The organism is Microbacterium terrae (genome assembly GCF_017831975.1).
Classification (GTDB): domain Bacteria; phylum Actinomycetota; class Actinomycetes; order Actinomycetales; family Microbacteriaceae; genus Microbacterium; species Microbacterium terrae.
In genome coordinates, this window is sequence record NZ_JAFDSS010000001.1 from 2,626,559 (window position 1) to 2,649,446 (window position 22,888).

A 22,888-nucleotide genomic window follows, 5' to 3' on the forward strand; every position below is an offset into this window, starting at 1 on the left:
TCAGCGCACCCCTCTGGTGACGGCGCCGGCGAGATCGCGGCGCAGGGCGAAGCGCTGGTAGACCAGGGCGATGACGAGCGAGATGACGAAGAGGATGACGGCGATGGCGCTGCCGTAGCCGGGCTGGCCGGCGAACTGACCCTGCTGCACCATGTACGTCGCCATGGTCTCGGTGGCGATCCGGCGCACGGCCGGGGTCACCGTGATCCACACCATGTCGAACACCTGGAGGGATCCGATGATCGACAGGAAGGCCCAGATCCGCAGGGTGGGGCCGAGCAGCGGCAGGGTGATGTGGCGCTGCACCTGCCACCAGGTCGCGCCGTCGATCTGGGCCGCCTCGGCGAGTTCGTCGGGGATGCCCTGGAGCCCGGCGAGGAAGAGCAGGATCGCGAAGCCGATGTACTTCCACGTCAGGATGAAGAAGATCGTCCACAGCGCGATCGCCGGGTCGGCCAGCCAGTTGCGGGCGAGGTCGCCGAGGCCGATCGCCTCGAGCGTCGCGTTGACAGCGCCGGTCGGCTGCAGGATGAGGCGCCAGGCGAGACCGGCGATGACCTCGGCGAGCACGTAGGGCACGAAGATCAGCAGGCGGAACACCGCGCGGCCGCGCAGGCGCCTGTTCAGCAGCAGCGCCACGCCGATCGCGATGGGTCCCTGCACGAGCAGCGACATGATCAGGATGAAGAAGGTGTTGGCAATCGCCTTCTGGAACTCGGGGGTCGTGAGCGCGCGCACGTAGTTGTCGAACCCGACGAAGCGCTCGGGCTCGGCCAGATCGTCCCACTGGAACGCAGCCGGCAGGTTGTAGAAGCTGTAGACGGCCGCCAGGATCACGGGCACGATGACGAACCCGATGAAGAGGATCAGGGCGGGGGCGACGAAGACCGCGATCTCGACGCGCTTGCGCGTCTGACCGCGTCTGACGCGCGGGGCGGGGGCAGGGCCCGGGCCCGCGGAGACCGCGGGCCCGGGCGTGGTGAGAGTGGCCATCCGGATTACAGCGTCGCCGCCGCGTCCTGCATCTTGGTGACGATGTCCGCGGGCGAGCCGGTGCCGGCGAAGAGGTTCACGATGCCCTCGTTCATGGCGTTTCCGACTGTGGTTCCGAAGGCGGTGTCGAGCCAGAGCTGCACGAACGAGGCCTGCGAGAGGCCCTCGGCGACCATCAGCAGGTTCGGGTCCTCGAGCGATGCCTGCGCAGCGGGCACCGTCGGGATGCCCGAGCCCGAGGCGGCGAACCTGGCCTGCACGTCGTCGCTCATGATGTAGGCGAGCAGGTCCGCGCACTCCGGCGGAGCGTCGGCGGAGCATCCGAATCCGTCGCCGCCGCCGAGGGCTGCGGTCGGGTCGCCGGCCGCGCCGTCGATTCCCGGCACCGGGAACCAGCCGAGGAACGGCGGAACCTGCTGATCGGCGGTGAGGCCACCGATGACACCGGCGTTCCAGTGGCCCATGAGCTCCATCGCCGCCTCGCCGTTCGCGACGAGTCCGGCCGAGCTGCCCGCGCCCTGCTGGGCGGGGGTGCCGAGGAAGCCGTCCTGGAACGGCTCGATGCCGAGGAAGTCCTGCAGCTGCTCGCCGGCCTCCACGAAGCACTCGTCGCTGAAGTCGAAGTCGGTCTCGGCCGCCGCCAGCGCGTCGGGCGAGCAGGACTTCAGTGCGAACTGGTACCACCAGTGGGCGGCGGGCCAGCCGTCGCCCGCGCCGACGGCGATCGGCGTGATCCCCGCCTCGCGCAGGGCTCCGACGACCTCGATGAGCTCGTCGAACGTGGTGGGCACCTCGACGCCGGCCTGGTCGAACAGGTCGGTGTTGTACCAGAACCCCTCGACGCCGAACGTGAACGGCACCGCGTAGGTCTCACCGCCGACCTGCCACGGGTTCACCGTCGCGCCGACGCTCGAGACGGTGTCGGGGATGACGTCGTCGAGCGCCATGAGGTAGCCGTTCTCGACCTGGTCGCGCAGCTCGCCGCCCGGCCAGACCTGGAAGAGGTCCGGCGGGTCTCCTGCCGCGAGGGCGTTGGGGATGAGCGTGCGCTGCAGCTCTTCGTTCTGGTAGCCGGTCTGCTCGACGGTGACGCCGGGGTTCGCCTCCTCGAACTCGGCGGCGACCTCCTCCCAGACGGCGGGGAGAGGACCCGACGTGGCGTTGTGCCACCACGTGAGGGTGACGTCGCCGCCGTCGCTGTCGCCGCCGTCGTCGGTGCCGCCCGCGGAGCACGCGGCGAGCGCACCGACGGCGAGACCTGTCGCGGCGAAAGCCGCGGCGAGCCGCATCGTGCTGCGTGTGTTCATCTTCGAACCTCTCGAAAGTTTCGACTTCAACGTCGAAAGTGGTGTGGACGCGACCTAGGGTACGACGGAACGAGATTTGCGGTCAAGAGCAACAAATACCGATTCGGCAACGCGTCTGCCCGTACAGTGAATCGGGTGAGCGATCCGTCCCCCGCCGAAGGCGTGCGTCAGCGCAACCTCGCGCGATTGCTGCGGCTCGTGCACGTCGACGGGCCCCTCTCGCGCGCCGCGCTCACCGAGGCGACGGGGCTCAACCGCTCGACGATCGCCGACCTCGTCGGCCGCCTCGTCGACGAGGGCCTGGTCGAGGAGCGCGCACCCGACCCGGCGCGCCGCGTCGGACGCCCGTCGCCCGTGGTCGTCGCCGACCCCCGGGTCGTCGCGGTGACGGCCAACCCCGAGGTCGACGCGCTCACCCTCGCCGCCGTCGGCCTCGACAGGACGATCCGGCTGCGCGAGCGCATCGAGGTCGACCACCTCCTCTCCCCCGACGAGACCGCGACCCTCATCGCCGACCGCATCACCGCCTGGCGTGCCGGCGATCTCGCCGACGCCCGCATCATCGGCGTGGGCCTCGCCGTTCCGGGCCTGGTCCGCGCGGCCGACGGGCTCGTGCGCAACGCCCCGCACCTGGGCTGGATCGACACGCCCGTGCGCGACCTGGTGGCGCACGCCACCGGGCTGCCGGTCGCGGTCGACAACGACGCGAGCCTCGGCGCCCTCGCGGAGCACCTGTTCGGAGCGGCGCGCGGAGTCGACGATGTGGTGTATCTCAACGGCGGCGCGAGCGGCATCGGCGGCGGCCTGATCGTGCACGGGATGCCCGTGGCCGGCGCCGCAGGATACGCGGGGGAGTTCGGCCAGAACCGCCCCGGCATCGCCGCGTCCGCCGATCGTCGCGCCGAGGGCGGTGTGCTCGAAGACGAGGTGAGCCGTGCTCACCTGCTCGAGGCCGTGGGGCTGCGCGCAGCCGACGAGCCCACCCTCGCCGCCGCGCTGGCAGCCGCCGGGGCCGACCCGGGTGTCGCCGCCGAACTCGAGCGGCAGCGCCGCATCCTCGCCACCGCGCTCGCGAACGCGGTGAACGTGCTCAACCCGTCGGTCGTCGTCCTGGGCGGGTTCCTCGCGACGATCGCCGCGCACGACCCCGAAGGGCTCCGCGCCGCGGTCGCCGCCCAGGCGATGGACTCGACCGCCGACGACCTCGACATCCGCGTCGCATCGCTCGCCGAGGACCGCCTGCTCATCGGGGCCGCGGAGTCCGCGTTCGCCGACCTGCTGCGCGATCCCACCGCCTGACGCGGAGGCTGGGCGCGGAGGCCCCTTTGCCCTACCCCCGCCCTACGCCGTCCGCCATGCTCCGGCCGCGGTGAGCGGCACGAGCGACGGGCGGTCGCGGGTGGTCGTGAGCGGCTCGCGCACGCCCGACTCGGCGGAGCGCTGCAGCAGCGTCATGATCTCGAGCGCGTGCAGCGCCATCGCACCGTCGGCACGGCCGTGGCCGGCGACGAGGTCGATGAGGCCGACGCCGCGCCCCGCGTCGACGTAGCCGGCCGACGGGCCGAGGCGCCGCCAGTCGCCGCCGCGCGGGTGCAGCAGCACGTCGCCGGCAAAGGTGTTGGGGTCGGGCACCACGAGTGCCCCGTCGACGCCCTGCACCTCGATGGGGTGCGCCGTCGACGCGTCGCCGTCGAAGCTCATGGTCACCGTCGAGATGGCGCCGGAGGCGTGATGAAGGATGCCGGCGAGGTGCGTGTCGACCTCGACGGCGACGCGTTCCCCGGCCCGCGGACCCGATCCGATCTCGCGCTCGGAGCGAGAGCGCGACGCGGCGCCCGACACTGCGACGACCGGTCCGAGCAGCTGCACGAGGGAGGTGATGTAGTACGGCCCCATGTCGAGGAGCGGCCCGCCGCCCGTGCGGTAGTAGAAGTCGGGGTGCGGATGCCACGACTCGTGGCCGCCCGAGATCCAGGTGGCCGCAGCCGACACCGGCGTGCCGATGAGACCCCGGTCGATCGCGGCGCGCGCGGTCTGGACGCCCGTGCCGAGCACCGTGTCGGGCGCGCTTCCGAGTCGCACTCCCGCTGCGGCCGCGGCATCCGTCATCCGCCTGGCGTCGTCGAACGTCGCCGCCAGCGGCTTCTCGCCGTATACGTGCTTGCCGTGCGCGATGGCGGCGAGCGCCACCTCCGCGTGCGCGGCGGGGATGGTGAGGTTGAGCACCGTGGCGACGTCGTCGTCGGCGACGAGCTCGTCGGTGGTGAGCACGCGGCACCCGTCGATGCGCTCGGCCACGCTCGCGGCGCGCGAGCGGTCGAGGTCGGCGACGGCGGTGATGCGCACCGCCGACGAGCCGACGAGGGTGTCGAGGTACTGACCCGAGATGACCCCGAGCCCGACGATGCCTACCGCGTGCGGGCTGCCCACAGCATGCCCCTTTCGATGATGGTGCGCACGTTCGGGTCGACGAGCACCTCGACACGGTGCCCGGGTGTGGCGACGAACACGCGCCCGGCGCCCCATTCGCGCGTCCACACCGCCGGCGAGGTGACCGGTCGATGCCACGGGTGGTAGGGCTGCACCGGATGCGTGGTGGTGGCGAGCACGTCGTTGAGGTCGTCGTGGAGCACCCAGTACTGCTCGGTGGTCAGTGCGAAGTCGTCGAGGCCGCGCATGATCTCGTGCGCCCGTCCCGCGTCGGTGAGCTGAACGGTGTGGTCGAGGTAGTTGTCGGATGCGTCGCCGCACACCTCATCGGGATGCCTCGACGGATGCGTGGCGAACTGTCCGCCGATGAGCTGCAGGTAGTCCGACGACGCGCGATACGAGTCGGCGATGCCGCCGTGCCACCCCGCGAGCCCGGTGCCGGCCGCGACGGCCGAGCGGAGCCCGGTCAGGGCCTCGCCCGAGATCTGCGACATCGTGACGCACTGCACGATGAGATCGGTCGCAGCCATGCGCTCCGGGTCGGCGTAGACCTCGGGCGACTCCTCGATGGTCACGTCGAATCCGCTGCCCTGCAGGTGCGGTACGAACAGGTCGGTCGCCTCGACAGGCTGGTGACCGTCCCACCCGCCGCGGACGATCAGCGCGGTGCGGGTCGATGTCGTCGTCGTCATCCGTGATGCCTTTCCTCGACCGAGGATGCCATCGCCGGTAGCGGCGCACGACGACCTTGCGCAAAACTGTCCGGATGCCACCGCCACCGGATGCCTCGCGTGTGACGCTCACCGATGTCGCCGCTGCGGCCGGTGTCAGCATCGCGACAGCCTCGCGTGCCCTCGCCGGGCGCGGCGATCTGGCGGCGGTCACGCGCCGGCGCGTGCTGGCTGCCGCGCGCGACCTCCGGTACGCCCGCGACCCCGCCGCCGGCGGTCGACCGGCCGGTTCGGCGCGCCTCCTCGACCTGGTGCTCGGGTGGTTCCACAACGCGTACTCCGACGAGGTGACCGCGGGTGCCCGCAGCGCGGCCGCCGCGGCGGGCTACGACCTGGTGCTCACCGAGGAGCGCGACATCCCCTCCGACGACTGGCCGATGCGCATCCGGCGCAGAGGCTCGGCCGGCGTCGTGCTCGGACTCGTCTCGCCCACCAGAGCACAGATCGAGACCCTCACCGAGGCAGGCATCCCCCTGGTGCTGCTCGATCCGCAGGCCGAGCGCACCTCCTCCCTCACCTCGGTGCGCACAACCGACCGCGACGGCGGCGCGGTAGCCGCCGCACACCTCATAGATCGCGGTGCCACCCGGTTCGCGGTCGTCACCGGCACGCCGGCGTACCGCTACGGCCGCGCCCGAGTGGCCGGGTTCACCGCCGAACTCACGCGGCTGGGCCCCGCGGCGACGCCGACGGTCATCGCCGGCGACTGGGGCGGTCCCGCCGCACGCGACGGCGCGCTCCCGCTGCTGAAGGCGCTGCCCGCCGGGGAGCGGCTCGGCGTGTTCGCCTGCACCGACGAGATGGCCGCAGGCGTCTACGCGGCCGCGGCGGCCGTGGGGCGCAGCATCCCCGACGATGTGCTCGTCGTGGGGTTCGACGATCTGCGTGCGGCGCGGTGGCTGACCCCGGCCCTGACCACCGTGCGCCAGCCGATCCGCGAGATGGCGGCCGCCGCGGTCGAGGCCCTGGCTGCGACGGCCGCGGGGGCTGATCTCGCGACGACGCCGATCGTGCTGCCGACCCGTCTCGTCGTGCGCGACTCGACCTGAGCCGATGCTCAACCGTCCGGACGGTCCGCCGGGATGGGCGCGTGAACCGGACGAAGCGTCCCATGGTCGGCCCGGGATCGCGCCGGTATCGTCGGGAGGGACGCGACAGGAGACCCGTATGTCCATCACGACCGCTCGTCCCGCCCGCACCGAAGCCGAACTGCAGCAGATGGCCAAGGACCACCTCTGGATGCATTTCGCCCGGCAGTCCGTGATGACCGAGGGCCCGGGGGTGCCGATCATCACCAAGGGCGAGGGCCACCACATCTGGGACTCGCAGGGCAGGAAGTACATCGACGGCCTCGCCGGCCTGTTCGTCGTGGCGGCCGGCCACGGCCGCAAGCGCCTCGCTCAGGCCGCGGCGAAGCAGGCTGAAGAGCTGGCGTTCTTCCCGATCTGGTCGTACGCGCACCCCGCCGCGATCGAGCTGGCGGACCGCATCGCCGACCACGCCCCCGGCGACCTCAACAAGGTCTTCTTCTCCACCGGCGGCGGCGAAGCGGTCGAGACCGCGTTCAAACTCGCGAAGTACTACTGGAAGCTCCAGGGCAAGCCCACCAAGCACAAGGTGATCTCGCGCGCGGTGGCCTACCACGGCACCCCGCAGGGCGCGCTCGCGATCACCGGCATCCCGGCCATGAAGTCGATGTTCGAGCCGGTCACCCCCGGCGGGTTCCGGGTGCCGAACACCAACTTCTACCGCGCGTCCGACATGGGGGCGCCCACCGGCAGCCTCGAGGAGTTCGGTGTCTGGGCGGCCGACCGCATCGAGGAGATGATCCAGTTCGAGGGACCCGACACGGTCGCCGCGGTGTTCCTCGAGCCGGTTCAGAACTCGGGCGGATGCTTCCCTCCGCCGCCCGGCTACTTCCAGCGGGTACGCGAGATCTGCGACCGCTACGACGTGCTGCTCGTGTCGGACGAGGTCATCTGCGCGTTCGGGCGCATCGGCCACATGTTCGCGTGCGACGCGTACGGCTACCAGCCCGACATGATCACCTTCGCGAAGGCCGTCACGAGCGGGTACTCGCCGCTCGGCGGCACCATCGTCAGCGACCGCATCTACGAGCCCTTCGCCCACGGAGACACCGCGTTCTATCACGGGTACACCTTCGGCGGACACCCGGTGTCGGCGGCGGTCGCCCTCGAGAACCTCGACATCTTCGAGGAGGAGGGCCTGCTCGAGCGGGTGCGCGAGAACTCGCCGATCTTCCGTTCGACGCTCGAGAAGCTCACCGACCTGCCGATCGTCGGCGACGTGCGCGGCGACGGCTACTTCTTCGGCATAGAGCTGGTCAAGGACAAGTCGACCAAGGAGACGTTCGACGACGACGAGTCGGAGCGGCTGCTGCGCGGATTCCTCTCGAAGGCCCTGTTCGACGCCGGCCTCTACTGCCGCGCCGACGACCGCGGTGACCCCGTGATCCAGCTCGCCCCGCCGCTCACGATCGGACCGAGCGAGTTCGACGAGATCGAGCAGATCCTGCGGAGCGTGCTCACCGAGGCCTGGACCAGGCTCTGACGCCGATCCCGCCCCGCCGCTCTACCGGGCGGCGGGGCCGGTGCGCCGCACCGGCGGCACGATGATGGCGACGAGACCGAGCACCGAGCCGACGATCGTGTCGAGGATGCGCTCGAGCGCGACCGCACTCGACCCGATGTCGCCGGTCGCCGCCCCCGTCAGCAGCAGCACCATCGGGGTGATGAGCACCAGCGCCATCGCGTAGTGGCGCACCACCACGATCTCGATCGCGAACTGCAGCGCTCCGAGCAGCGCCGCCAGCCACAGACCCGCCCAGGGCACGAGGACGAGCAGGAAGTACAGTCCTGCTCCGCCCACCGTGCCGATCATGCGATGGATGCCGCGCGAGACGGCGACCCGGCGAGACGCCACCACTCCGACGACGGCGATGCCCGACGCGACGATCCAGTACGCGCGGTCGGGGTCGACGAGGATCCCCGCGACCGAGCCGATGACCGCGACGAGCACCGAGCGCTGGAAGAGGCTCCAGCTGTCGGCATCCCACGGCTGTCGTGCGAGGATCTCGTGCAGCCGACGCCGCGGCTCGCGCCACCGGCGCGGCCGCACCAGCGGCGCGAGGGCGACCAGATACGAGAACACGCAGCCGGCCGACACCGCGGCGAGGTAGGTGACCGGGTGGAAGCCCGGGGCGACCGCGGCGACGTGCGCCGCGATCCCGAAGGTGAGCACGAAGAACAGGGGCCCGGGAGGACCGAGCCGGCACCCGAACATGAACGCGCTCGCGCCGACCGTCACCACCGCCATGCCGACGAGCGTCAGGACCGTGGATGACCCGACGAGCACTCCGAGCGCCGCGCACGCGATGAGGCCGACCACCACGAGCGGCAGCACCGTCGCCCGCTCGCGCGCCCGCAGCTGCGACACGTGCAGCGCGGCGAACGCGCCGGTGGCCGCCTGGTAGCCGAGGTCGGGACGACCGAGCAGCGTCATCACGGCGATGGGTGCGGCGATCGCGAGCGCCGCCTGGAGCGCGAGCGGCCAGCGGGGCCCGGGCGAGGGGCGGATCGTGTACAGGCTCCGCACTGTCGAGATCGTGGCCGTGCGCGACCAGGGGATGCGTCGCCGCTCGTCGGGCGACGACACGTCCGCGCCCACCTCCGGTCGATCCGCTGTCACGACGCTAGTCCGAGGGGTTCCGGGTGTCGGCCGGGGGCTCGGGCGGCGCGAAGGCGGCCCGGAAGAGTGCGCGGGCTCGGGCGGCGGCGGCGGCCCGCGATGCGAGCGGCGTGCGTGAGAGCTCGCCGGCGAGCATCCCGGCGGCCATCGCGACGTCGGCGACCTCGACGTGCGTCCCGATGCGACGACTTTCGCGGTCGCGCTCGACCAGGCGCGCGACGACGCCGGTGAACCGCTCGCCGAGCAGGGCGACCCGCGGGTCCTCGAGGTCGGCGGTCACCAGTTCGATCAGCGCGGTCGAGACCATCGCCTGCGCGGCGACCTCCGCGAGAAGGTCGTCGACCGTGCGGCCGTCGTCGATGGTCTGCGACTCGAGGTCGGCGATGTTGTCTTCGAACACCGCCACGGCGAGCGCCGTGCGGTCGGGGAAGTGCCGGTAGAGGCTTCCCTGTCCGACGCCGGCGCGCTTGGCGACCGCGCTGAATGGTGCGCCGAGCCCCGACTCCGCGTATACCTCGCGAGCTGCCGCGATCAGCGCGCGACGGTTCTCCGGTCCGGCGGCAGGACCGCGGTTCGCGCGCGGGCGCTCGGTGGTCGACACGGGTGTAGCCTAGTACCGGACATAGTTGTCCGGTCGAAAGGAGACCCGAACATGGCAACCACCACCCTCACCGCCGACACCTCCATCGCCGGCTGGCTCGCAGACCCCACAGGCAACGCGATCCTCACCGACATGCTGGCCGACAGCGGTCAGACCCCCGCCGTCTTCAAGCCGGTGAGCCGCCTCGCGATCAAGCGCCTCGTGAAGCTCAGCCGCGGCGCGTTCACGCAGGAGATGCTCGACGACCTCGTGCGCCGGGCTGCCGCAGGCGACGTGCCCGCCGGCGCGCCCATCACCCCCGTGGTGGACGACGAGGTCGAGGCATCCGCCCCCGCCGTCCCGCTGCGCGAGTGGCTCGAGCGCATCGACCAGGGGCGCTTCACCGGACAGACCCTCATCGTCACCGGCGCGGGTTCGGGCATCGGACGCGCCACCGCGTCGCGGGTCGCCCGCGAAGGCGGTCGCGTGATCGCCGTCGACGTCAGCCAGGAGCGCCTCGACGAGTTCGTCGCCGAGCACCCGGGCGCCGACGTCGTCGCGCTCGTCGCCGACATCACCGACGACGCGGGGGTCGCCCGGATCGTCGAGGCTGCAGGCGACACGATCGACGGTCTCGCGAACATCGCCGGGATCATGGACGACATGACCCCGATCGGCGAGGTCACCGACGCCGTGTGGCAGCGCGTCTTCCGCGTGAACGTCGACGGCACGATGAAGCTGATCCGCGCGGTCGTGCCGACCATGCTCGCGCAGGGCGGCGGCTCGATCGTCAACACCGCCTCCGAGGCAGCCCTCCGCGGCTCGGCCGCCGGCGTCGCCTACACGGCGTCGAAGCACGCGGTCGTCGGCATCACCAAGTCGAGCGCGTTCATGTACGGCCCGAGCGGCATCCGCGTGAACGCGGTCGCCCCCGGCCCGACCATCACCAACATCGAGGCCACCTTCGCCTCGCCGCTGGGCGCCGAGCGCGTGCGCGGAGCCATGGCGATCCTGCCCGACGCGGTCGAGGCCGACGCCCTGGCGGCATCCATCACCTTCCTCCTGAGCAACGACGGCGTGAACGTCAACGGCGTGGTGCTCGCGAGCGACGGCGGCTGGTCGGTCGCCTGACCCTCGCAGGCCGGATCAGGCGTGCCCCGGCGGACCCGAACCGCCGGGGCACGCCTGCGTCTGCGGATGCACCGGTCGGCCCCGCCGCTCGCCTCAGAACGGCCAGATGACCGGCACCAGGAGCACCGCGACAGCGAGGAACAGCACCGCGAGCGGCAGCCCGAGCTTCCAGTAGTCGCCGAAGCGATAGCCGCCGGGCTGCATCACCATGAGGTTCGCCGGTGTCGCGATCGGCGTGAAGAACGCCGCCGCACCGGCGACCGTCAGCGCCATCATGAACGGCTGGATCGAGACCTCCATCGTGGTGGCCACCGCGAGCGCGATCGGCGCCACGATGAGCACCGTGGCGGTGTTGCTGATCAGCTGGCCGAGCACGAGGGTGATGAGGCACAGGGCGAGCAGGGCGAGATGCGGACTCGCCGTGCCGAGCAGCGACAGCATGCCGGCGGCGAGCAGATCGGCGGCGCCCGTCTCGGTGAACGCGGTCGACAGCGGGATCATGCCCGCGATGAGCACGATGGTCGTCCACGAGATCGACTGATACGCCTGCGTCCCGCTCACCGTGCGGGTGAGCACGAGCGCGCACGCCGCGAGGAGCGCCGCCGCGGCGGGCGGCACCAGTCCGGTGGCCAGCAGCACGATCATGGCGGCCAGAACGATCAGCGCCCGCTTCGCGCCGGTGCCGAGCGGCACCGAGCGGCGCAGCCGCGCCGGCGGATCGACGGCGAGCACGCCCGGGTCGGTCGAGCGCCGTTCGAGGTCGTCCCACGCCCCCTGGAGCAGCAGCGCGTCGCCCGCCTGCACGGTGAACTCGGCTCCTTTGAGCTCCTCGTCGCCCCGCCGCGCCGCGAGCACGACCACATCCCCCTCGGGCGTGGTCATCCCGGCGCACAGGCGCGCGCCGATCAGCGGCGAGCGGGGGGCGACGACGACCTCGGTGACGCCGTTGGACGGCCCGAGGAGGACCCCCGTGTCGAGGCTGACCGAGTACTCGTTCCGCAGCAGCCGCACGTGCCGAACGAGATCGACGGGCATGACAGCTCCCGCCCGGTCGGGCAGGAGCCTGCCGCCGAGCACCAGGATGATCACCGTGCCGATGACGAGCGGCACGCCCACGATGGCGAACTCGAAGTAGCCGAACGCCCGGCCGCCGTTGTCGGCGGCGAACTGCGACACCACGATGTTGACGGGGGTGCCGGTGAGCAGCAGCAGCGACCCGGCCGACGCCGCGAAGGCGAGCGGGATGAGGAATCGGGATGCCGGCATGCCGGCGCGCGCGGCGACGACCACCACCAGCGGAAGCAGGGCGGCCACGGCCCCGTTGATGCTGATGAGCGCCGACAGCACCGCGACGAGCATGCCGACCACGACGATGAGCCGGGTGCGTCCGGTGCCGGCGCGCCCGATCACCTGCTGCCCCGCCCAGGCGGTGACCCCGGTCGCATCGAGCGACTCGCTCACGACGAACAGGCCCGCGATGAAGAGCACCGTCGGATCGCCGAACCCGGCGAGCGCCTGGTCGAGCGTGAGGACGCCGGTGAAGAAGAGCGCGAGCGCGACCCCGATGGCGACCACGCCGATCGGCACCCGGTTGCTGACGAACGCGACGACCGCCAGCCCGAGGATCGCCAGTGTCGCCACGACGGGGTCCATGCGCTCAGCGTAGCGATGCCCGCCACCCCGCCCCGCCCCGCGCGGCACGCGTGACGCGTCTCTGCTCGTTCAGCTCCGTGGGGGGGGCAGGGCGGGGGCCGGAGCGGCGGCGAGGCGGACGTCCGGTCAGAGCCGCGCCAGGGCCTCCTCGAGGTCGGCGACGAGGTCCGCTGCGGTTTCGATGCCCACCGAGAGCCGCACGACCTCCGGCGGCACGGCGAGCTCCGTCCCCCGCACCGAAGCGTGCGTCATCTCGTCCGGGTGGTTCACGAGCGACTCGACGCCGCCGAGCGACTCCGCGAGCTGGAAGAGGCGCGTCGACTCCGCGAACCGTCGGGCCGATGCCGCGTCCCCGAGCGCGATGGACACGATGCCCCCGAATCCGCTCATCTGGCGCGCGGCGATCGCGTGGCCCGGGTGCGAGGCGAGACCGGGGTGGTACACGCGCTCCACGGCCGGATGCGCATCGAGGAAGGATGCCACGACCTGCGCGTTCTCGCTGTGTCGCTGCATCCGCACGCCGAGCGTCTTGATGCCGCGCGTGGTGAGCCAGGCATCGAGCGGACCCGACACCGCGCCCACTGCGAACTGCAGGAACTTGGCCTTCTCGAACAGCGCGTCGTCGTTGAGCACGAGCGCACCCCCGACGACGTCGGAATGGCCGCCGAGGTATTTGGTCGTGGAGTGGACGACGACGTCGGCCCCGAGCGCCAGCGGCTGCTGCAGGGCGGGCGACGCGAACGTGTTGTCGACCACGACGAGGGCTCCGGCCTCGTGCCCGAGGAGGGCGAGGCCCTGGATGTCGGTGATGCGCAGCAGCGGGTTGCTCGGCGTCTCCACCCACAGGACGCGGGCCGGGCGCTCTTCGAGTGCGGCACCGACGGCCGCGAGGTCGCTCATGTCGACGACGCGGACGCCGATGCCCCATCCTCCGAGGACGCGGGCGATGAGCCGATACGTCCCGCCGTACACGTCGTCACCGAGCAGCACCTCGTCGCCGGGGTGCAGTGCCGCACGCAGCAGAGCATCCTCGGCGGCGAGACCCGAGGCGAACGAGAGCGCGTGCGCCCCGCCTTCGAGCGCTGCGAGCTGCGTCTCCAGGGCGGAGCGGGTCGGGTTTCCGCTGCGGCCGTACTCGTATCCCTGGCGCAGCCCGCCGATGCCGTCCTGCGCGTACGTCGTCGAGAAGTGGACCGGGGGGATCACCGCCCCGGTGACCTGGTCGAACGTCTGCCCGGCGTGGATCGCGCGGGTCTCGAAGCCTCGGCTGTCGATGTCGGTCATGCGGTGTCTCCTTCGGATGTGGTGGCGGATGCCTCGAGCACGGTCACTGCGGGGGCGTCGGCGTCCGGATCGAATCCGTTCGCGCGCATCCAGTCGTCGTCGTAGAAGCGATCGAGATAGCCGCGGCCGTGGTCGGGAAGCAGCACCACCACGACCGCGTCGGCAGGGAGGCCCCGCGCGGTGCGCAGTGCCGCGACGACCGCCATGCCGCTGGATCCGCCGACGAGCAGCCCTTCCTCGCGAGCGAGGCGGCGGGCCATCGCGAATGACTCCGCGTCGGAGATGCGGTGGATGCGGTCAGGGACCGACGGGTCGAAGCTGGCCGGCCAGAAGTCCTCGCCGACGCCCTCCACGAGGTAGCCGTGGACCGGTCCGCCGGAGTAGATCGACCCCTCGGGGTCGGCGCCCACGACCTGCACCGCGCCGCCTGACACCTCGTGCAGGTAGCGGCCGGTGCCGGTGATTGTTCCCCCGGTTCCGATCGCGGCGACGACGTGCGTGACCCGCCCGCCCGTGTCGCGCCAGATCTCGGGGCCGGTCGTCTCGTAGTGGCTGCGAGGACCGTTCGGATTCGCGAACTGGTCGGGCTTGAACGCCCCCGGGATCTCGCGCACGAGCCGGTCCGCGACGCCGTAGTACGACCGCGGGTCGTCGGGGGCCACGGCCGTCTCCGTCACGACGACCTCCGCGCCGTACGCCTTCAGCACGGCGACCTTGGCGCCCGCGAATTTGTCGGGCACCACGAAGATCATGCGGTAGCCGCGGGCGAGGGCGACGAGGGCGAGCCCTACGCCGGTGTTCCCGCTCGTCGGCTCGACGATCGTGCCGCCGGGGCGGAGCAGGCCGTCGCGTTCGGCGGCGTCGATGATGCGGCGCGCGATGCGGTCCTTCGCAGAGCCGCCGGGGTTCAGGTACTCGACCTTCGCCAGCACCGTAGCGGCGATGCCGTCGGTCACGCGGTTCAGCTGGACGAGAGGGGTGTCGCCGACGAGGTCGGCGACGCTGCGGGCGTAGCGCACGGGTGGAGTGTCCTCGGTGTTGCCGCGCCGGGCGCGGAGGGTCGTCAGGGTCGCTGAGGGTGTGAAGCAGAGGGCTTCAGCAACAGGGGCGACAACGACAGGTCAACACGCGGGTCAGCCTAGGCGACCGTGCGCGAGCCGCGCCCACGGGTTCCGACACACGGCGTAATCGAGTGTGTTCCGCCGAAACACGACTACTCCGACCGCAACAGGACCCGTGCCGGCCGGCCGGCAGTCCTACCTTCGGGAATCACACATCGCCCGCCGGAAGCGGCAGTCCTCGAGCAGAAGAGAAGTCCATGTCCGATCTCCCCACCTCCATCGAGCGTGAGAGCCGCTCCCGCAAGAAGTGGCCCTGGCTGGTCGCCGCCGCGATCGTCGTGGTCGTCGCCGTCGTCGTCAGCTGGGTCCTCCTGGGCCGCGGTGCCGACAGTGCACCGGCGTCCGCCGCTGCCGCCGGAGACGGTGAACCCGTCTCGGGCGGGACTCTGCAGTTCGGCATGATCGACTACCAGCGCAGCCCCGACCCGCAGCTCGGCACGAATTACGCCGAGTCGATCATCGGCAACAACGTCACCGACAAGCTCACCTGGCAGGATCCCGACACCGGCGAGATCACGCCCTGGCTCGCCGAGTCGTGGGAGGTGAACGACGACCTCACCGAGTTCACGTTCCACCTGCGCGACGACGTGACCTTCAGCGACGGCACCCCGTTCGACGCCGAGGTGGTCAAGGCGAACTACGACCAGTACGTCCGCGGCGACGACGCGCTCGGCATCAAGCCGAACGGAGCGGTGCTGTTCACCGGCTACATCGAGACGGTCGTCGACGACGAGTTCACCGCGACCATCCGATTCGAGAACCCGATCGCGAGCTTCCTGCAGGCGACCTCGTTCACCGCCAACGCCCAGCCCGGCTTCCTGTCGCTCTCGACCCTCGCCAAGTCCGCCGAGGAGCGGACCGACGCGAAGAACGTGATCGGCACCGGCCCCTTCGTCTACGACGAGTGGGTCGAGCAGGTCCGAACGGTGCTCGTCAAGCGCGAGGGCTACGACTGGGCGCCGCCGGCGCTCGAGCACGACGGCGAGGCGTATCTCGACAAGATCGTGTTCAACGTCATCCCCGAGGCGAGCGTGCGCACCGGGTCGCTCCGCACCGGCGAGATCGACGCGACCCTCGACGTCGGCACGACCGACGAAGGACCGCTGACCGACGAGGGGTTCCAGATCATCTCGCGGCCGGTCTCGGGCACGGCGATCTTCTTCAACTTCAACGCCTCGCTCGCTCCGACGAACGACATCGCCGTGCGCCGTGCCATCCAGCTCGGCTGGAACCGGGATGCTGTCGAGAAGACGGTCCTCACCGACTCGTACACCGTCGCCACCTCGGTGCTCGCCGATTCGGTTCCCGGCTACCGCGACTACTCGGAGAGCCTGCTGCACTACGACCCCGACGAGGCTGAGGCGATCCTCGATGAAGCCGGGTGGGAGGTCGGCGACGACGGCATCCGCGTGAAGGACGGCCAGCGCCTCCAGATCACCCTGCTGGGGATCAGCAACCTCGTGGCCAACAAGCCCGCGTATGAGTCGATCCAGCAGGACCTCCAGTCGATCGGGATCGACCTGCAGCTCGCGGTCCTCCCCCTCGCCGACTACGCCGCCGCCGTCGCGAACGCCGCCACCGACTACAACGTGGTCGCTGCGAATCGCTCGCGCAACGACCCCGCCGTGCTGAACCTGCAGTACAGCCCGCTCATCGGCAACGGCAACTACCTCACCGAGGACTTCGACGGCTACGACGACCTCGTCACCACCCTGGGGAAGCTCGAGCTCACCCTCGACCCCGACGAGCGGGCCGAGTTCGCCGCCGACGCGCAGGATGCGCTCCTCGAGGAGTACGCCCTCGTCAACCCGGTCTACAACCCCTCCCAGGTGATCGCACACGCACCCACGGTGCACGGGATCATCTTCGACGCCCAGTCGCGCAACCACTTCGTGGACACCTGGCTGAGCGAGACCCCGTGACGCGGATGCCTGCCGGGGTTCGCCCCGGCAGGCATCCGCCGCCCGCACGACAAGGAAGCCCGTCATGACCGAGACCCGCCAGCTGCACATCAACGTCAACATCCTCAACGCCGGAGTGTTCGGGGGCTCGTGGCGCGTCCCCGAGAACGACCCCCTGTCGGCCTACACCCTCGAGCACTACGTCGGCATCGCCCGCGCGGCAGAGGCGGCCCGACTGGACGCGGTGTTCCTCGCCGACGGTCCGGGGCTCGACCCCGACCTCACCCACCGGCCGGGCAACAGCTTCGAGCCGAGCGTCCTACTCGCGCGGCTCGCGGCCGAGACACGGTCGATCGGCCTCATCGGCACCTTCTCCTCGAGCTACAACGACGCCGACGAACTGGCCGTGCGGCTGGCCGGGCTCGATGTCGCCTCGGGGGGACGCGTGGGGTGGAACGTGGTGACGACGGCGGGCTCGATCGTCCCGCGGAACTTCGGACGCCCGGGAGAGCCCGACCATGGCGCCCGGTACGAGCGCGCGAGCGCCGTGACCTCCCGCGTGATCGCGACCTGGGCGGGACAGGCCGGCGCCGCTCCGGCGCCGACATCCCCGCAGGGCCGCCCCGTACTCGTTCAGGCCGGGGCCTCGAAGGACGGCATCGCCCTCGCCGGCGAGCATGCCGAGGTCATCTTCACCGCGGCGCAGACGATCGAGGAGGCCCTCGCCAATCGTCGGGCTGTCGACGAGCAGGCCGCGCGATTCGGCCGCCGCCCGGAGCAGGTCGCCATCCTCCCCGGGCTGTCCACCGTCATCGGCAGCACCGAGTCGGAGGCGCTCGCCCGCCGGCAGCTCCTCGCCGAGCTCGTCCCCCTCCCCTACGCCCTCGGCCGCCTCGGCGCCCAGCTCGGCTTCGACCTGACGGCCGTCGATCTCGACTCCCCCGTCCCGCGCGACGCGCTTCCCGCGCCGGAGGACGCCGGGGGATCGCAGACCTTCTACCGCCTGGTGCTCGGGATCATCGACCGCGAGCAGCCGACGTACCGGCAGCTGCTCCGCAAGCTCGGCGGAGGCGCCGGCCACCGCATCGTCGTCGGCACGCCGGAGCAGATCGCCGACGACATCGAGACCTGGCATCGCGCCGGGGCGGCAGACGGGTTCAATGTCATGCCCGACGCGCTGCCGAGCGGATTCGACGACTTCGCCCAGCAGGTCATCCCCGAGCTGCAGCGTCGCGGCCTGTTCCGCACCGAGTACACCGGCTCGACGCTCCGCGAGCATCTCGGCCTCCCCGTTCAGCCTCCCCTTCTGGCCGCACCGCCCGTGCTCGCCGGCACCTGGTGATCGAAAGGACCACCGTGACCGTTCCCCGCCTTCTCATCATCGAGGCACCGTCGAGCGCGGTGTCCGATCCCGCGACCGCCGACGACGTCCTCGCCGCGCTCCGCGCGATCACCGACACGGCCGCGTCGTTCGACGGCGTCGTCGTCGGGCTCCCCGAGATCGCCGTCGACGCCGCAGCCGCGATCGATCCCGCCGTCGCCGCCGGCCTGCTCTCGGCCGGAGGCCCCCGCTCGTTCGTGGTGTCGGCCGACACCGGCCGCCATGCCCCGTTCAACCTGGCGCGGCGCGTGCAGACGCTCGCACGCATCACCGGCGGGCGCATCGGACTCCACGTGCGCTCGACCGGCATCGACCCGCTGACCCGCGCGTCGGGTACCGTGCCCGCCACCGCCGATCCGATCGAGGCCTTCGCCGAGTACCTCGCCGTCCTCTCGCGCCTGTGGCGGAGCTTTCCCGACGACGCGCTCGTCGGGGATCGCGACAGCGGCATCCTCGCGGATCCGTCGCAGCTCGCGCCCGCGGACTTCACGGGCCGGGTGTACGCGGTCGCGGGTGCGCTGAACGTGCCGTTGGATCCAGCACTTCGACCGGTCGTCATCGTGGACCGGGCGGATGCCGTCGCTCTCGCCAGGCGAGACGTCGAGAGCGAGGCGGCGCCGTTCGATGCGGTGCTGACCGACGTCGACGACGAACTCGCGGACGAATTCGGCGTCGCGGTGCTCAAGCGGCTGGTCTGGTCGCCGGCTTCCGCAACGGCGACCGACGCCGCTCAACTCATCGGCGCCGTGGATGCGGACGGGGTCGTGCTGCGCATCGACGCCCCCCTCGCCCAGGTTGCCGGTGCGCTCGAGGATCTCCTGGCGGCGACAGGCCGCGAACCGGCAGACGACGACGATGCGCCGCTGCGCGCACTGCGGGAGGTGGCGGTCCGATGACGACGGCATACACGACGGATCCCACCACCGAGAGCCGCCTCGGGGCCGCCGGACCCGCTGCCGCAGCAGCCGGGTTCGACGGGCTCGAGGACGGGTTCGAGAAGGCGCCGTACGAGTTCGGATTCAGCACTGAGCAGGTGCATGCGGGCAGCGTCGCCGACCGCGGCTACGGGGCGAAGATCACCCCGCTGTACCTCAGCGCGGGGTTCGTGTTCGACGACTTCGCGCACGCCCGGGCGCGGTTCGCAGGCACCGACGCCGGCTATGTGTACTCCCGGATCAACAACCCGACCAACGCCGCCGTCGAGCAGCTGATCGCCGAGATAGAGCACGGTGTGGGAGCGACCCTCGTCGGCAGCGGACAGGCGGCCGTGAGCGTCGGGCTCCTCGGGGTGCTCGCGGCGGGCGACCACTTCCTGACCGCGCCGAGCATCTACGAGGGGACCCGTGCACTGTTCCGCGGCAACTTCCGGCGCCTGGGCATCGAGGTCGAGTTCGTCGAGGACCCGAACGATCCCGAGGACTGGCAGCGCCGGGTCCGTCCCAACACGAAGCTGTTCTACGGCGAGGCCATCCCGAACCCGAAGAACGACCTCATCGACATCGCCGCGATCGCCGACACCGCCCACCGCAACGGCGTGCCGTTCGCGATCGACAGCACGGTGCCGACGCCCTACCTCCTGCGGCCGATCGACTTCGGTGCCGACATCGTGCTGCACTCCACCAGCAAGTTCCTCGCCGGTCATGGGAACTCGATCGGCGGAGTGATCGTCGACGGCGGCCGGTTCGACTGGTCGGCGCATCCGGAGCGATTCCCCCACCTGCACGAGTCGATCCACGGCGATGACGGCCCGAGCTGGGTCGACAAGTTCGGCGCCGCGAAGGCGAACTTCGCCTACACGCGCGCGGTCGTCGCCGGCAGACTGGGCACGAGCCTCTCGCCGTTCAACGCGTTCCTCGTGCAGCAGGGGATCGAGACGCTGTCGCTGCGTCTGGAGCGGCACTCGCGCAACGCCCTGGCGATCGCGACGTGGCTCGAACAGCAGCCCGAGGTGACCAGCGTCGACTACCCCGGCCTTCCCTCGAGCCCGTTCCACGACCTGGCGCTTCGCTACCTCCCCCGCGGGCAGGGCTCGGTCTTCGCGTTCACCCTCGCCGGCGGCGAGCGCGATGCGCAGGTGCTGTACGACGCGGTCGAGGTGTTCTCGCGCATGACCCACATCGGCGACGTGCGCTCGCTCATCCTGCACCCGCCGACCACCACGCACTCCAAGCTGAGCCAGGCCGAGCGGGATGCCGCGGGGATCCATCCGGGTCTCCTCCGTCTCTCGGTCGGGATCGAGAACGTCGAGGATCTCCTCGCCGACCTCGACCGGGCCTTCCGCGTGGTCCGCGGCGAGGATCCGCCGTCGCTGCGCGGCGATGGCGGCGCGCGGGAGCTCACCCCGGCGGACGGCCTATGAGCACGCCGCGGGTCGCCCTCACGGCGGCCGACATCCGCGCCGACATCGCACCCGTGCTCGACGACCTCCGGGCAGCCGCCGCACGACGCGACGCCGAGCGTCGGCATCCGTTCGCCGAGATCCGCCGGCTGGCCGACGCGGGGATCCTGCGATACCGGGTGCCGCGCGAGGACGGCGGCGGCGGGGCGAGCGTGCGCGAGCTCGCCGAGCTGCTGATCGACCTCGGCTCAGCCGACTCCAACGTCCCGCAGGCGCTGCGTTCGGGGTTCCTGGTCGCCGACGGGCTCGCGACCGGCTCGCTGTCGGGCCACAGGCGCGCCACCACGCTCCAGCGCGTGCTCGCCGGGGACCTCTTCGCCGGGTCGGCCAACGAAGTGGGCGGCGATCCGGGCGCCATCGCCACCCGGATCGTGCGCGATGCCACCGGGCTGCGGGTGGAGGGCGCGAAGTACTACAGCACCGGCGGTCTGCACGCCCAGTGGATCTCGGGCTCGGCCATCGACCCCGCCGGCGACGTCGTCACGTTCACCGTTCCCACCGACCGCGACGGGGTCGTGCGCCTGGACGACTTCGACGCCATCGGCCAACGGCTGACCGCGAGCGGCACGACCCGGTACGAAGGCGTGGCCGTCGACCCCGGAGAGCTGAGCGAGCCCGGCGCGCCACGTCGTCACCCGACCGGATCGCTCGCGCACCTGGTCCTGGCGGCCACGCTCGCCGGCATCGCCGAGGCCGCGCGCCGCGACGCGGTCCGCATCGCGCGCGAGGTCGCCCGGCCGATCAAGCACTCGACCGCTGCGCGCAGCGCCGATGATCCGTACGTGCGGCTCGTCGTGGGCCGCATCGCGAACGCCGCATTCACCGCCCGCGCCCAAGTCGTCGCGGCGGCCGAGTCGCTCGACGCGTACTGGGCCGCTCCGGACGAGGCCGCAGGGATAGACGCGGTGCTCGCGGTCGCCTCGGCATACGTCGGCGCAGGCGAGCAGGCGCTGGCCGCCGGCGAGCAGATCTTCGACATCGGCGGCGGCACGATCACCAGCCGCGAGCACAACCTCGACCGCCATTGGCGCAACGCCCGCACCGTGGCGAACCACAACCCGCGGGGGTGGAAGACGGCGGCGATCGGCGGCTTCCTCCTCGCCGACGAGATCCCGCCCGCCAACGGGCTCTTCTGAGCCGCCCCTCACGCGAGCACCGCCGGCTCGACAGTCCGACGGTGCTCGAGATCACGCAGAGACGAAGGAACCACATGACAGCGCCCACCGATGCCGCGACCACGATCCGCACGGGGCGGCTCGGCCGCAGCGGCGTGCCCGTGAGCCGGCTGACCCTCGGCACGATGAACTTCGGCGGACCGACCTCGCGCGAGGACTCGATCGCGATCGTGCACGCCGCGATCGACGCCGGCGTCACGCTGATCGACACGGCCGATGCGTACCTGCAGGGTCTCAGCGAGGAGATCCTCGGCCAGGCGATCGCCGGCCGCCGCGACGAACTCGTGATCGCGACCAAGTTCCACGGCCGGATCGGCGAGAACCCCCTCAACGCCGGCAATTCGCGGCGCTGGATCTCGCAGGCGGTCGAGGGGAGCCTCACGCGCCTCGGCGTCGACCACATCGACATTTATCAGGCCCACCGGCCAGACCCGCACACCGACCTCCTCGAGACGATCACCGCGCTCAGCGACCTCGTCCGCGCCGGCAAGATCCGCTACTACGGCACCAGCACGTTCAGTGCCGAGGATGTGGTCGCCGCGCAGCACCTCGCACGCGAGCACGGCCTCGTCGCCCCGCTGACGGAGCAGGTCCCGTACTCGGCGCTCGTCCGCCTGGCCGAGCGCACCACGCTGCCGATCGCCCGGCGATACGGGCTGGGTGTACTCGCGTACGGCCCCCTCGCCGCGGGATGGCTGAGCGGCGCGTACCGGCGAGGTGCACCGCAGCCGCAGTCCGCCCGAGCCGCCCAGGCGTGGGCGGGGCGCTTCGACGTAGACGACCCGGCGAACGCCGCCAAGCTCACCGCCGCCGAGCGGCTGGCGGTCCTCGCCGACGAAGCAGGACTGACCCTCCCCTCCTTGGCCCTCGCCTTCGCTCTCACCCATCCCGATGTGTCGTCGGTGATCGTCGGCCCGCGCACCCGCGCCCACCTCGACGCGTACGTCGCAGCCTCCGCGGTCGTCCTCGACGACGACCTCCTCGACGAGATCGACCGTGCGATCGCTCCAGGCACGACCTTCCTCGAACGCGACAACGGCCGCATCTCGGCGTCCCTCACTTCTGCCGCGCGCCGGCGCACCCACGACTGACCCC

General features: G+C 71.5%; 19 protein-coding genes. 10 read left to right on the plus strand and 9 right to left on the minus strand.

The window, feature by feature from the left end; all coding sequences use genetic code 11:
* Nucleotides 1–993, minus strand: a complete 993-nt coding sequence (locus JOD63_RS12035) for a carbohydrate ABC transporter permease (RefSeq protein WP_045274292.1) — start codon at nucleotides 991–993, stop codon at nucleotides 1–3.
* A 5-nt stretch (nucleotides 994–998) separates the two neighbouring features.
* A complete protein-coding gene (locus JOD63_RS12040; RefSeq protein WP_245243927.1) occupies nucleotides 999–2,300 on the minus strand; it encodes an ABC transporter substrate-binding protein in 1,302 nt (433 codons plus the stop codon).
* Nucleotides 2,301–2,435: 135 nt separating this feature from the next.
* Between JOD63_RS12040 and JOD63_RS12045 the strand changes: the two genes are divergently transcribed.
* Nucleotides 2,436–3,599, plus strand: a complete 1,164-nt coding sequence (locus JOD63_RS12045) for an ROK family transcriptional regulator (RefSeq protein ID WP_084613319.1) — start codon at nucleotides 2,436–2,438, stop codon at nucleotides 3,597–3,599.
* 42 nt (nucleotides 3,600–3,641) lie between these two features.
* Here JOD63_RS12045 and JOD63_RS12050 read toward each other — a convergent pair whose 3' ends face one another.
* Nucleotides 3,642–4,730 carry a Gfo/Idh/MocA family protein gene (locus tag JOD63_RS12050; RefSeq protein ID WP_045274290.1) on the minus strand — a complete coding sequence of 363 codons (1,089 nt, stop codon included), beginning with the start codon at nucleotides 4,728–4,730 and terminating at the stop codon, nucleotides 3,642–3,644.
* Nucleotides 4,709–5,422, minus strand: coding sequence for a ThuA domain-containing protein (locus JOD63_RS12055; RefSeq protein WP_045274289.1), 714 nt, complete (start codon nucleotides 5,420–5,422; stop codon nucleotides 4,709–4,711). Before JOD63_RS12055 ends, JOD63_RS12050 begins: the two co-directional genes overlap by 22 nt.
* 74 nt (nucleotides 5,423–5,496) lie before the next feature.
* On the opposite strand from JOD63_RS12055, the gene JOD63_RS12060 reads away from it, so the two are divergent.
* Both JOD63_RS12060 and JOD63_RS12065 read left to right on the plus strand, forming a co-directional pair.
* Nucleotides 5,497–6,510, plus strand: a complete 1,014-nt coding sequence (locus JOD63_RS12060) for a LacI family DNA-binding transcriptional regulator (protein ID WP_045274288.1) — start codon at nucleotides 5,497–5,499, stop codon at nucleotides 6,508–6,510.
* Between the two features lie 118 nt (nucleotides 6,511–6,628).
* Nucleotides 6,629–8,032 (plus strand): aspartate aminotransferase family protein, encoded by a 1,404-nt coding sequence (locus JOD63_RS12065; RefSeq protein ID WP_045274287.1) that lies wholly within the window; start codon nucleotides 6,629–6,631, stop codon nucleotides 8,030–8,032.
* Nucleotides 8,033–8,053: 21 nt separating this feature from the next.
* Here the strand turns inward: JOD63_RS12065 and JOD63_RS18255 are convergent, their stop codons facing one another.
* Nucleotides 8,054–9,169: an FUSC family protein gene (locus JOD63_RS18255; protein ID WP_211088106.1), complete on the minus strand. Its 1,116-nt coding sequence runs from the start codon at nucleotides 9,167–9,169 to the stop codon at nucleotides 8,054–8,056.
* 4 nt (nucleotides 9,170–9,173) lie between these two features.
* Nucleotides 9,174–9,770 (minus strand): TetR/AcrR family transcriptional regulator, encoded by a 597-nt coding sequence (locus JOD63_RS12075; protein ID WP_045274286.1) that lies wholly within the window; start codon nucleotides 9,768–9,770, stop codon nucleotides 9,174–9,176.
* Between the two features lie 51 nt (nucleotides 9,771–9,821).
* Between JOD63_RS12075 and JOD63_RS12080 the strand changes: the two genes are divergently transcribed.
* Nucleotides 9,822–10,880: an SDR family NAD(P)-dependent oxidoreductase gene (locus JOD63_RS12080; RefSeq protein WP_045274285.1), complete on the plus strand. Its 1,059-nt coding sequence runs from the start codon at nucleotides 9,822–9,824 to the stop codon at nucleotides 10,878–10,880.
* Nucleotides 10,881–10,973: 93 nt separating this feature from the next.
* On the opposite strand, the gene JOD63_RS12085 is transcribed toward JOD63_RS12080, so the two are convergent.
* The 3 genes from JOD63_RS12085 to JOD63_RS12095 all read right to left on the minus strand — a co-directional run bounded on the left by JOD63_RS12085 (nucleotide 10,974) and on the right by JOD63_RS12095 (nucleotide 14,836).
* Nucleotides 10,974–12,533: an SLC13 family permease gene (locus JOD63_RS12085; protein ID WP_045274284.1), complete on the minus strand. Its 1,560-nt coding sequence runs from the start codon at nucleotides 12,531–12,533 to the stop codon at nucleotides 10,974–10,976.
* A gap of 126 nt (nucleotides 12,534–12,659) precedes the next feature.
* On the minus strand, nucleotides 12,660–13,817 hold the full coding sequence (locus JOD63_RS12090) for a cystathionine gamma-synthase (protein ID WP_045274274.1): 1,158 nt from the start codon (nucleotides 13,815–13,817) through the stop codon (nucleotides 12,660–12,662).
* Nucleotides 13,814–14,836 (minus strand): pyridoxal-phosphate dependent enzyme, encoded by a 1,023-nt coding sequence (locus JOD63_RS12095; RefSeq protein ID WP_084613317.1) that lies wholly within the window; start codon nucleotides 14,834–14,836, stop codon nucleotides 13,814–13,816. Before JOD63_RS12095 ends, JOD63_RS12090 begins: the two co-directional genes overlap by 4 nt.
* Before the next feature lie 299 nt (nucleotides 14,837–15,135).
* Here JOD63_RS12095 and JOD63_RS12100 point away from each other — a divergent pair, with 299 nt between their 5' ends.
* The 6 genes from JOD63_RS12100 to JOD63_RS12125 all read left to right on the plus strand — a co-directional run bounded on the left by JOD63_RS12100 (nucleotide 15,136) and on the right by JOD63_RS12125 (nucleotide 22,884).
* A complete protein-coding gene (locus JOD63_RS12100) occupies nucleotides 15,136–16,860 on the plus strand; it encodes an ABC transporter substrate-binding protein (RefSeq protein WP_052682290.1) in 1,725 nt (574 codons plus the stop codon).
* Between the two features lie 64 nt (nucleotides 16,861–16,924).
* Nucleotides 16,925–18,181, plus strand: coding sequence for an LLM class flavin-dependent oxidoreductase (locus JOD63_RS12105; RefSeq protein WP_045274273.1), 1,257 nt, complete (start codon nucleotides 16,925–16,927; stop codon nucleotides 18,179–18,181).
* 14 nt (nucleotides 18,182–18,195) lie between these two features.
* On the plus strand, nucleotides 18,196–19,116 hold the full coding sequence (locus JOD63_RS12110) for an LLM class flavin-dependent oxidoreductase (protein ID WP_052682288.1): 921 nt from the start codon (nucleotides 18,196–18,198) through the stop codon (nucleotides 19,114–19,116).
* Nucleotides 19,113–20,579 (plus strand): O-acetylhomoserine aminocarboxypropyltransferase/cysteine synthase family protein, encoded by a 1,467-nt coding sequence (locus JOD63_RS12115; RefSeq protein ID WP_084613316.1) that lies wholly within the window; start codon nucleotides 19,113–19,115, stop codon nucleotides 20,577–20,579. The genes JOD63_RS12110 and JOD63_RS12115 overlap by 4 nt, the downstream gene beginning before the upstream one ends.
* Nucleotides 20,576–21,754 (plus strand): acyl-CoA dehydrogenase family protein, encoded by a 1,179-nt coding sequence (locus JOD63_RS12120; protein WP_045274272.1) that lies wholly within the window; start codon nucleotides 20,576–20,578, stop codon nucleotides 21,752–21,754. The genes JOD63_RS12115 and JOD63_RS12120 overlap by 4 nt, the downstream gene beginning before the upstream one ends.
* A 74-nt stretch (nucleotides 21,755–21,828) precedes the next feature.
* Nucleotides 21,829–22,884: an aldo/keto reductase gene (locus tag JOD63_RS12125; protein ID WP_045274271.1), complete on the plus strand. Its 1,056-nt coding sequence runs from the start codon at nucleotides 21,829–21,831 to the stop codon at nucleotides 22,882–22,884.
* Nucleotides 22,885–22,888: the final 4 nt, after the last annotated feature.

Coding starts and splice junctions, on each gene's coding strand:
- JOD63_RS12035 (WP_045274292.1), bottom strand. CDS start 993: ATGGCCACTCTCACCACGCCCGGGCCCGCGGTCTCCGCGGGCCCGGGC.
- JOD63_RS12040 (WP_245243927.1), bottom strand. CDS start 2,300: ATGAACACACGCAGCACGATGCGGCTCGCCGCGGCTTTCGCCGCGACA.
- JOD63_RS12055 (WP_045274289.1), bottom strand. CDS start 5,422: ATGACGACGACGACATCGACCCGCACCGCGCTGATCGTCCGCGGCGGG.
- JOD63_RS12060 (WP_045274288.1), top strand. CDS start 5,497: ATGCCACCGCCACCGGATGCCTCGCGTGTGACGCTCACCGATGTCGCC.
- JOD63_RS12065 (WP_045274287.1), top strand. CDS start 6,629: ATGTCCATCACGACCGCTCGTCCCGCCCGCACCGAAGCCGAACTGCAG.
- JOD63_RS12080 (WP_045274285.1), top strand. CDS start 9,822: ATGGCAACCACCACCCTCACCGCCGACACCTCCATCGCCGGCTGGCTC.
- JOD63_RS12085 (WP_045274284.1), bottom strand. CDS start 12,533: ATGGACCCCGTCGTGGCGACACTGGCGATCCTCGGGCTGGCGGTCGTC.
- JOD63_RS12090 (WP_045274274.1), bottom strand. CDS start 13,817: ATGACCGACATCGACAGCCGAGGCTTCGAGACCCGCGCGATCCACGCC.
- JOD63_RS12100 (WP_052682290.1), top strand. CDS start 15,136: ATGTCCGATCTCCCCACCTCCATCGAGCGTGAGAGCCGCTCCCGCAAG.
- JOD63_RS12105 (WP_045274273.1), top strand. CDS start 16,925: ATGACCGAGACCCGCCAGCTGCACATCAACGTCAACATCCTCAACGCC.
- JOD63_RS12115 (WP_084613316.1), top strand. CDS start 19,113: ATGACGACGGCATACACGACGGATCCCACCACCGAGAGCCGCCTCGGG.
- JOD63_RS12120 (WP_045274272.1), top strand. CDS start 20,576: ATGAGCACGCCGCGGGTCGCCCTCACGGCGGCCGACATCCGCGCCGAC.
- JOD63_RS12125 (WP_045274271.1), top strand. CDS start 21,829: ATGACAGCGCCCACCGATGCCGCGACCACGATCCGCACGGGGCGGCTC.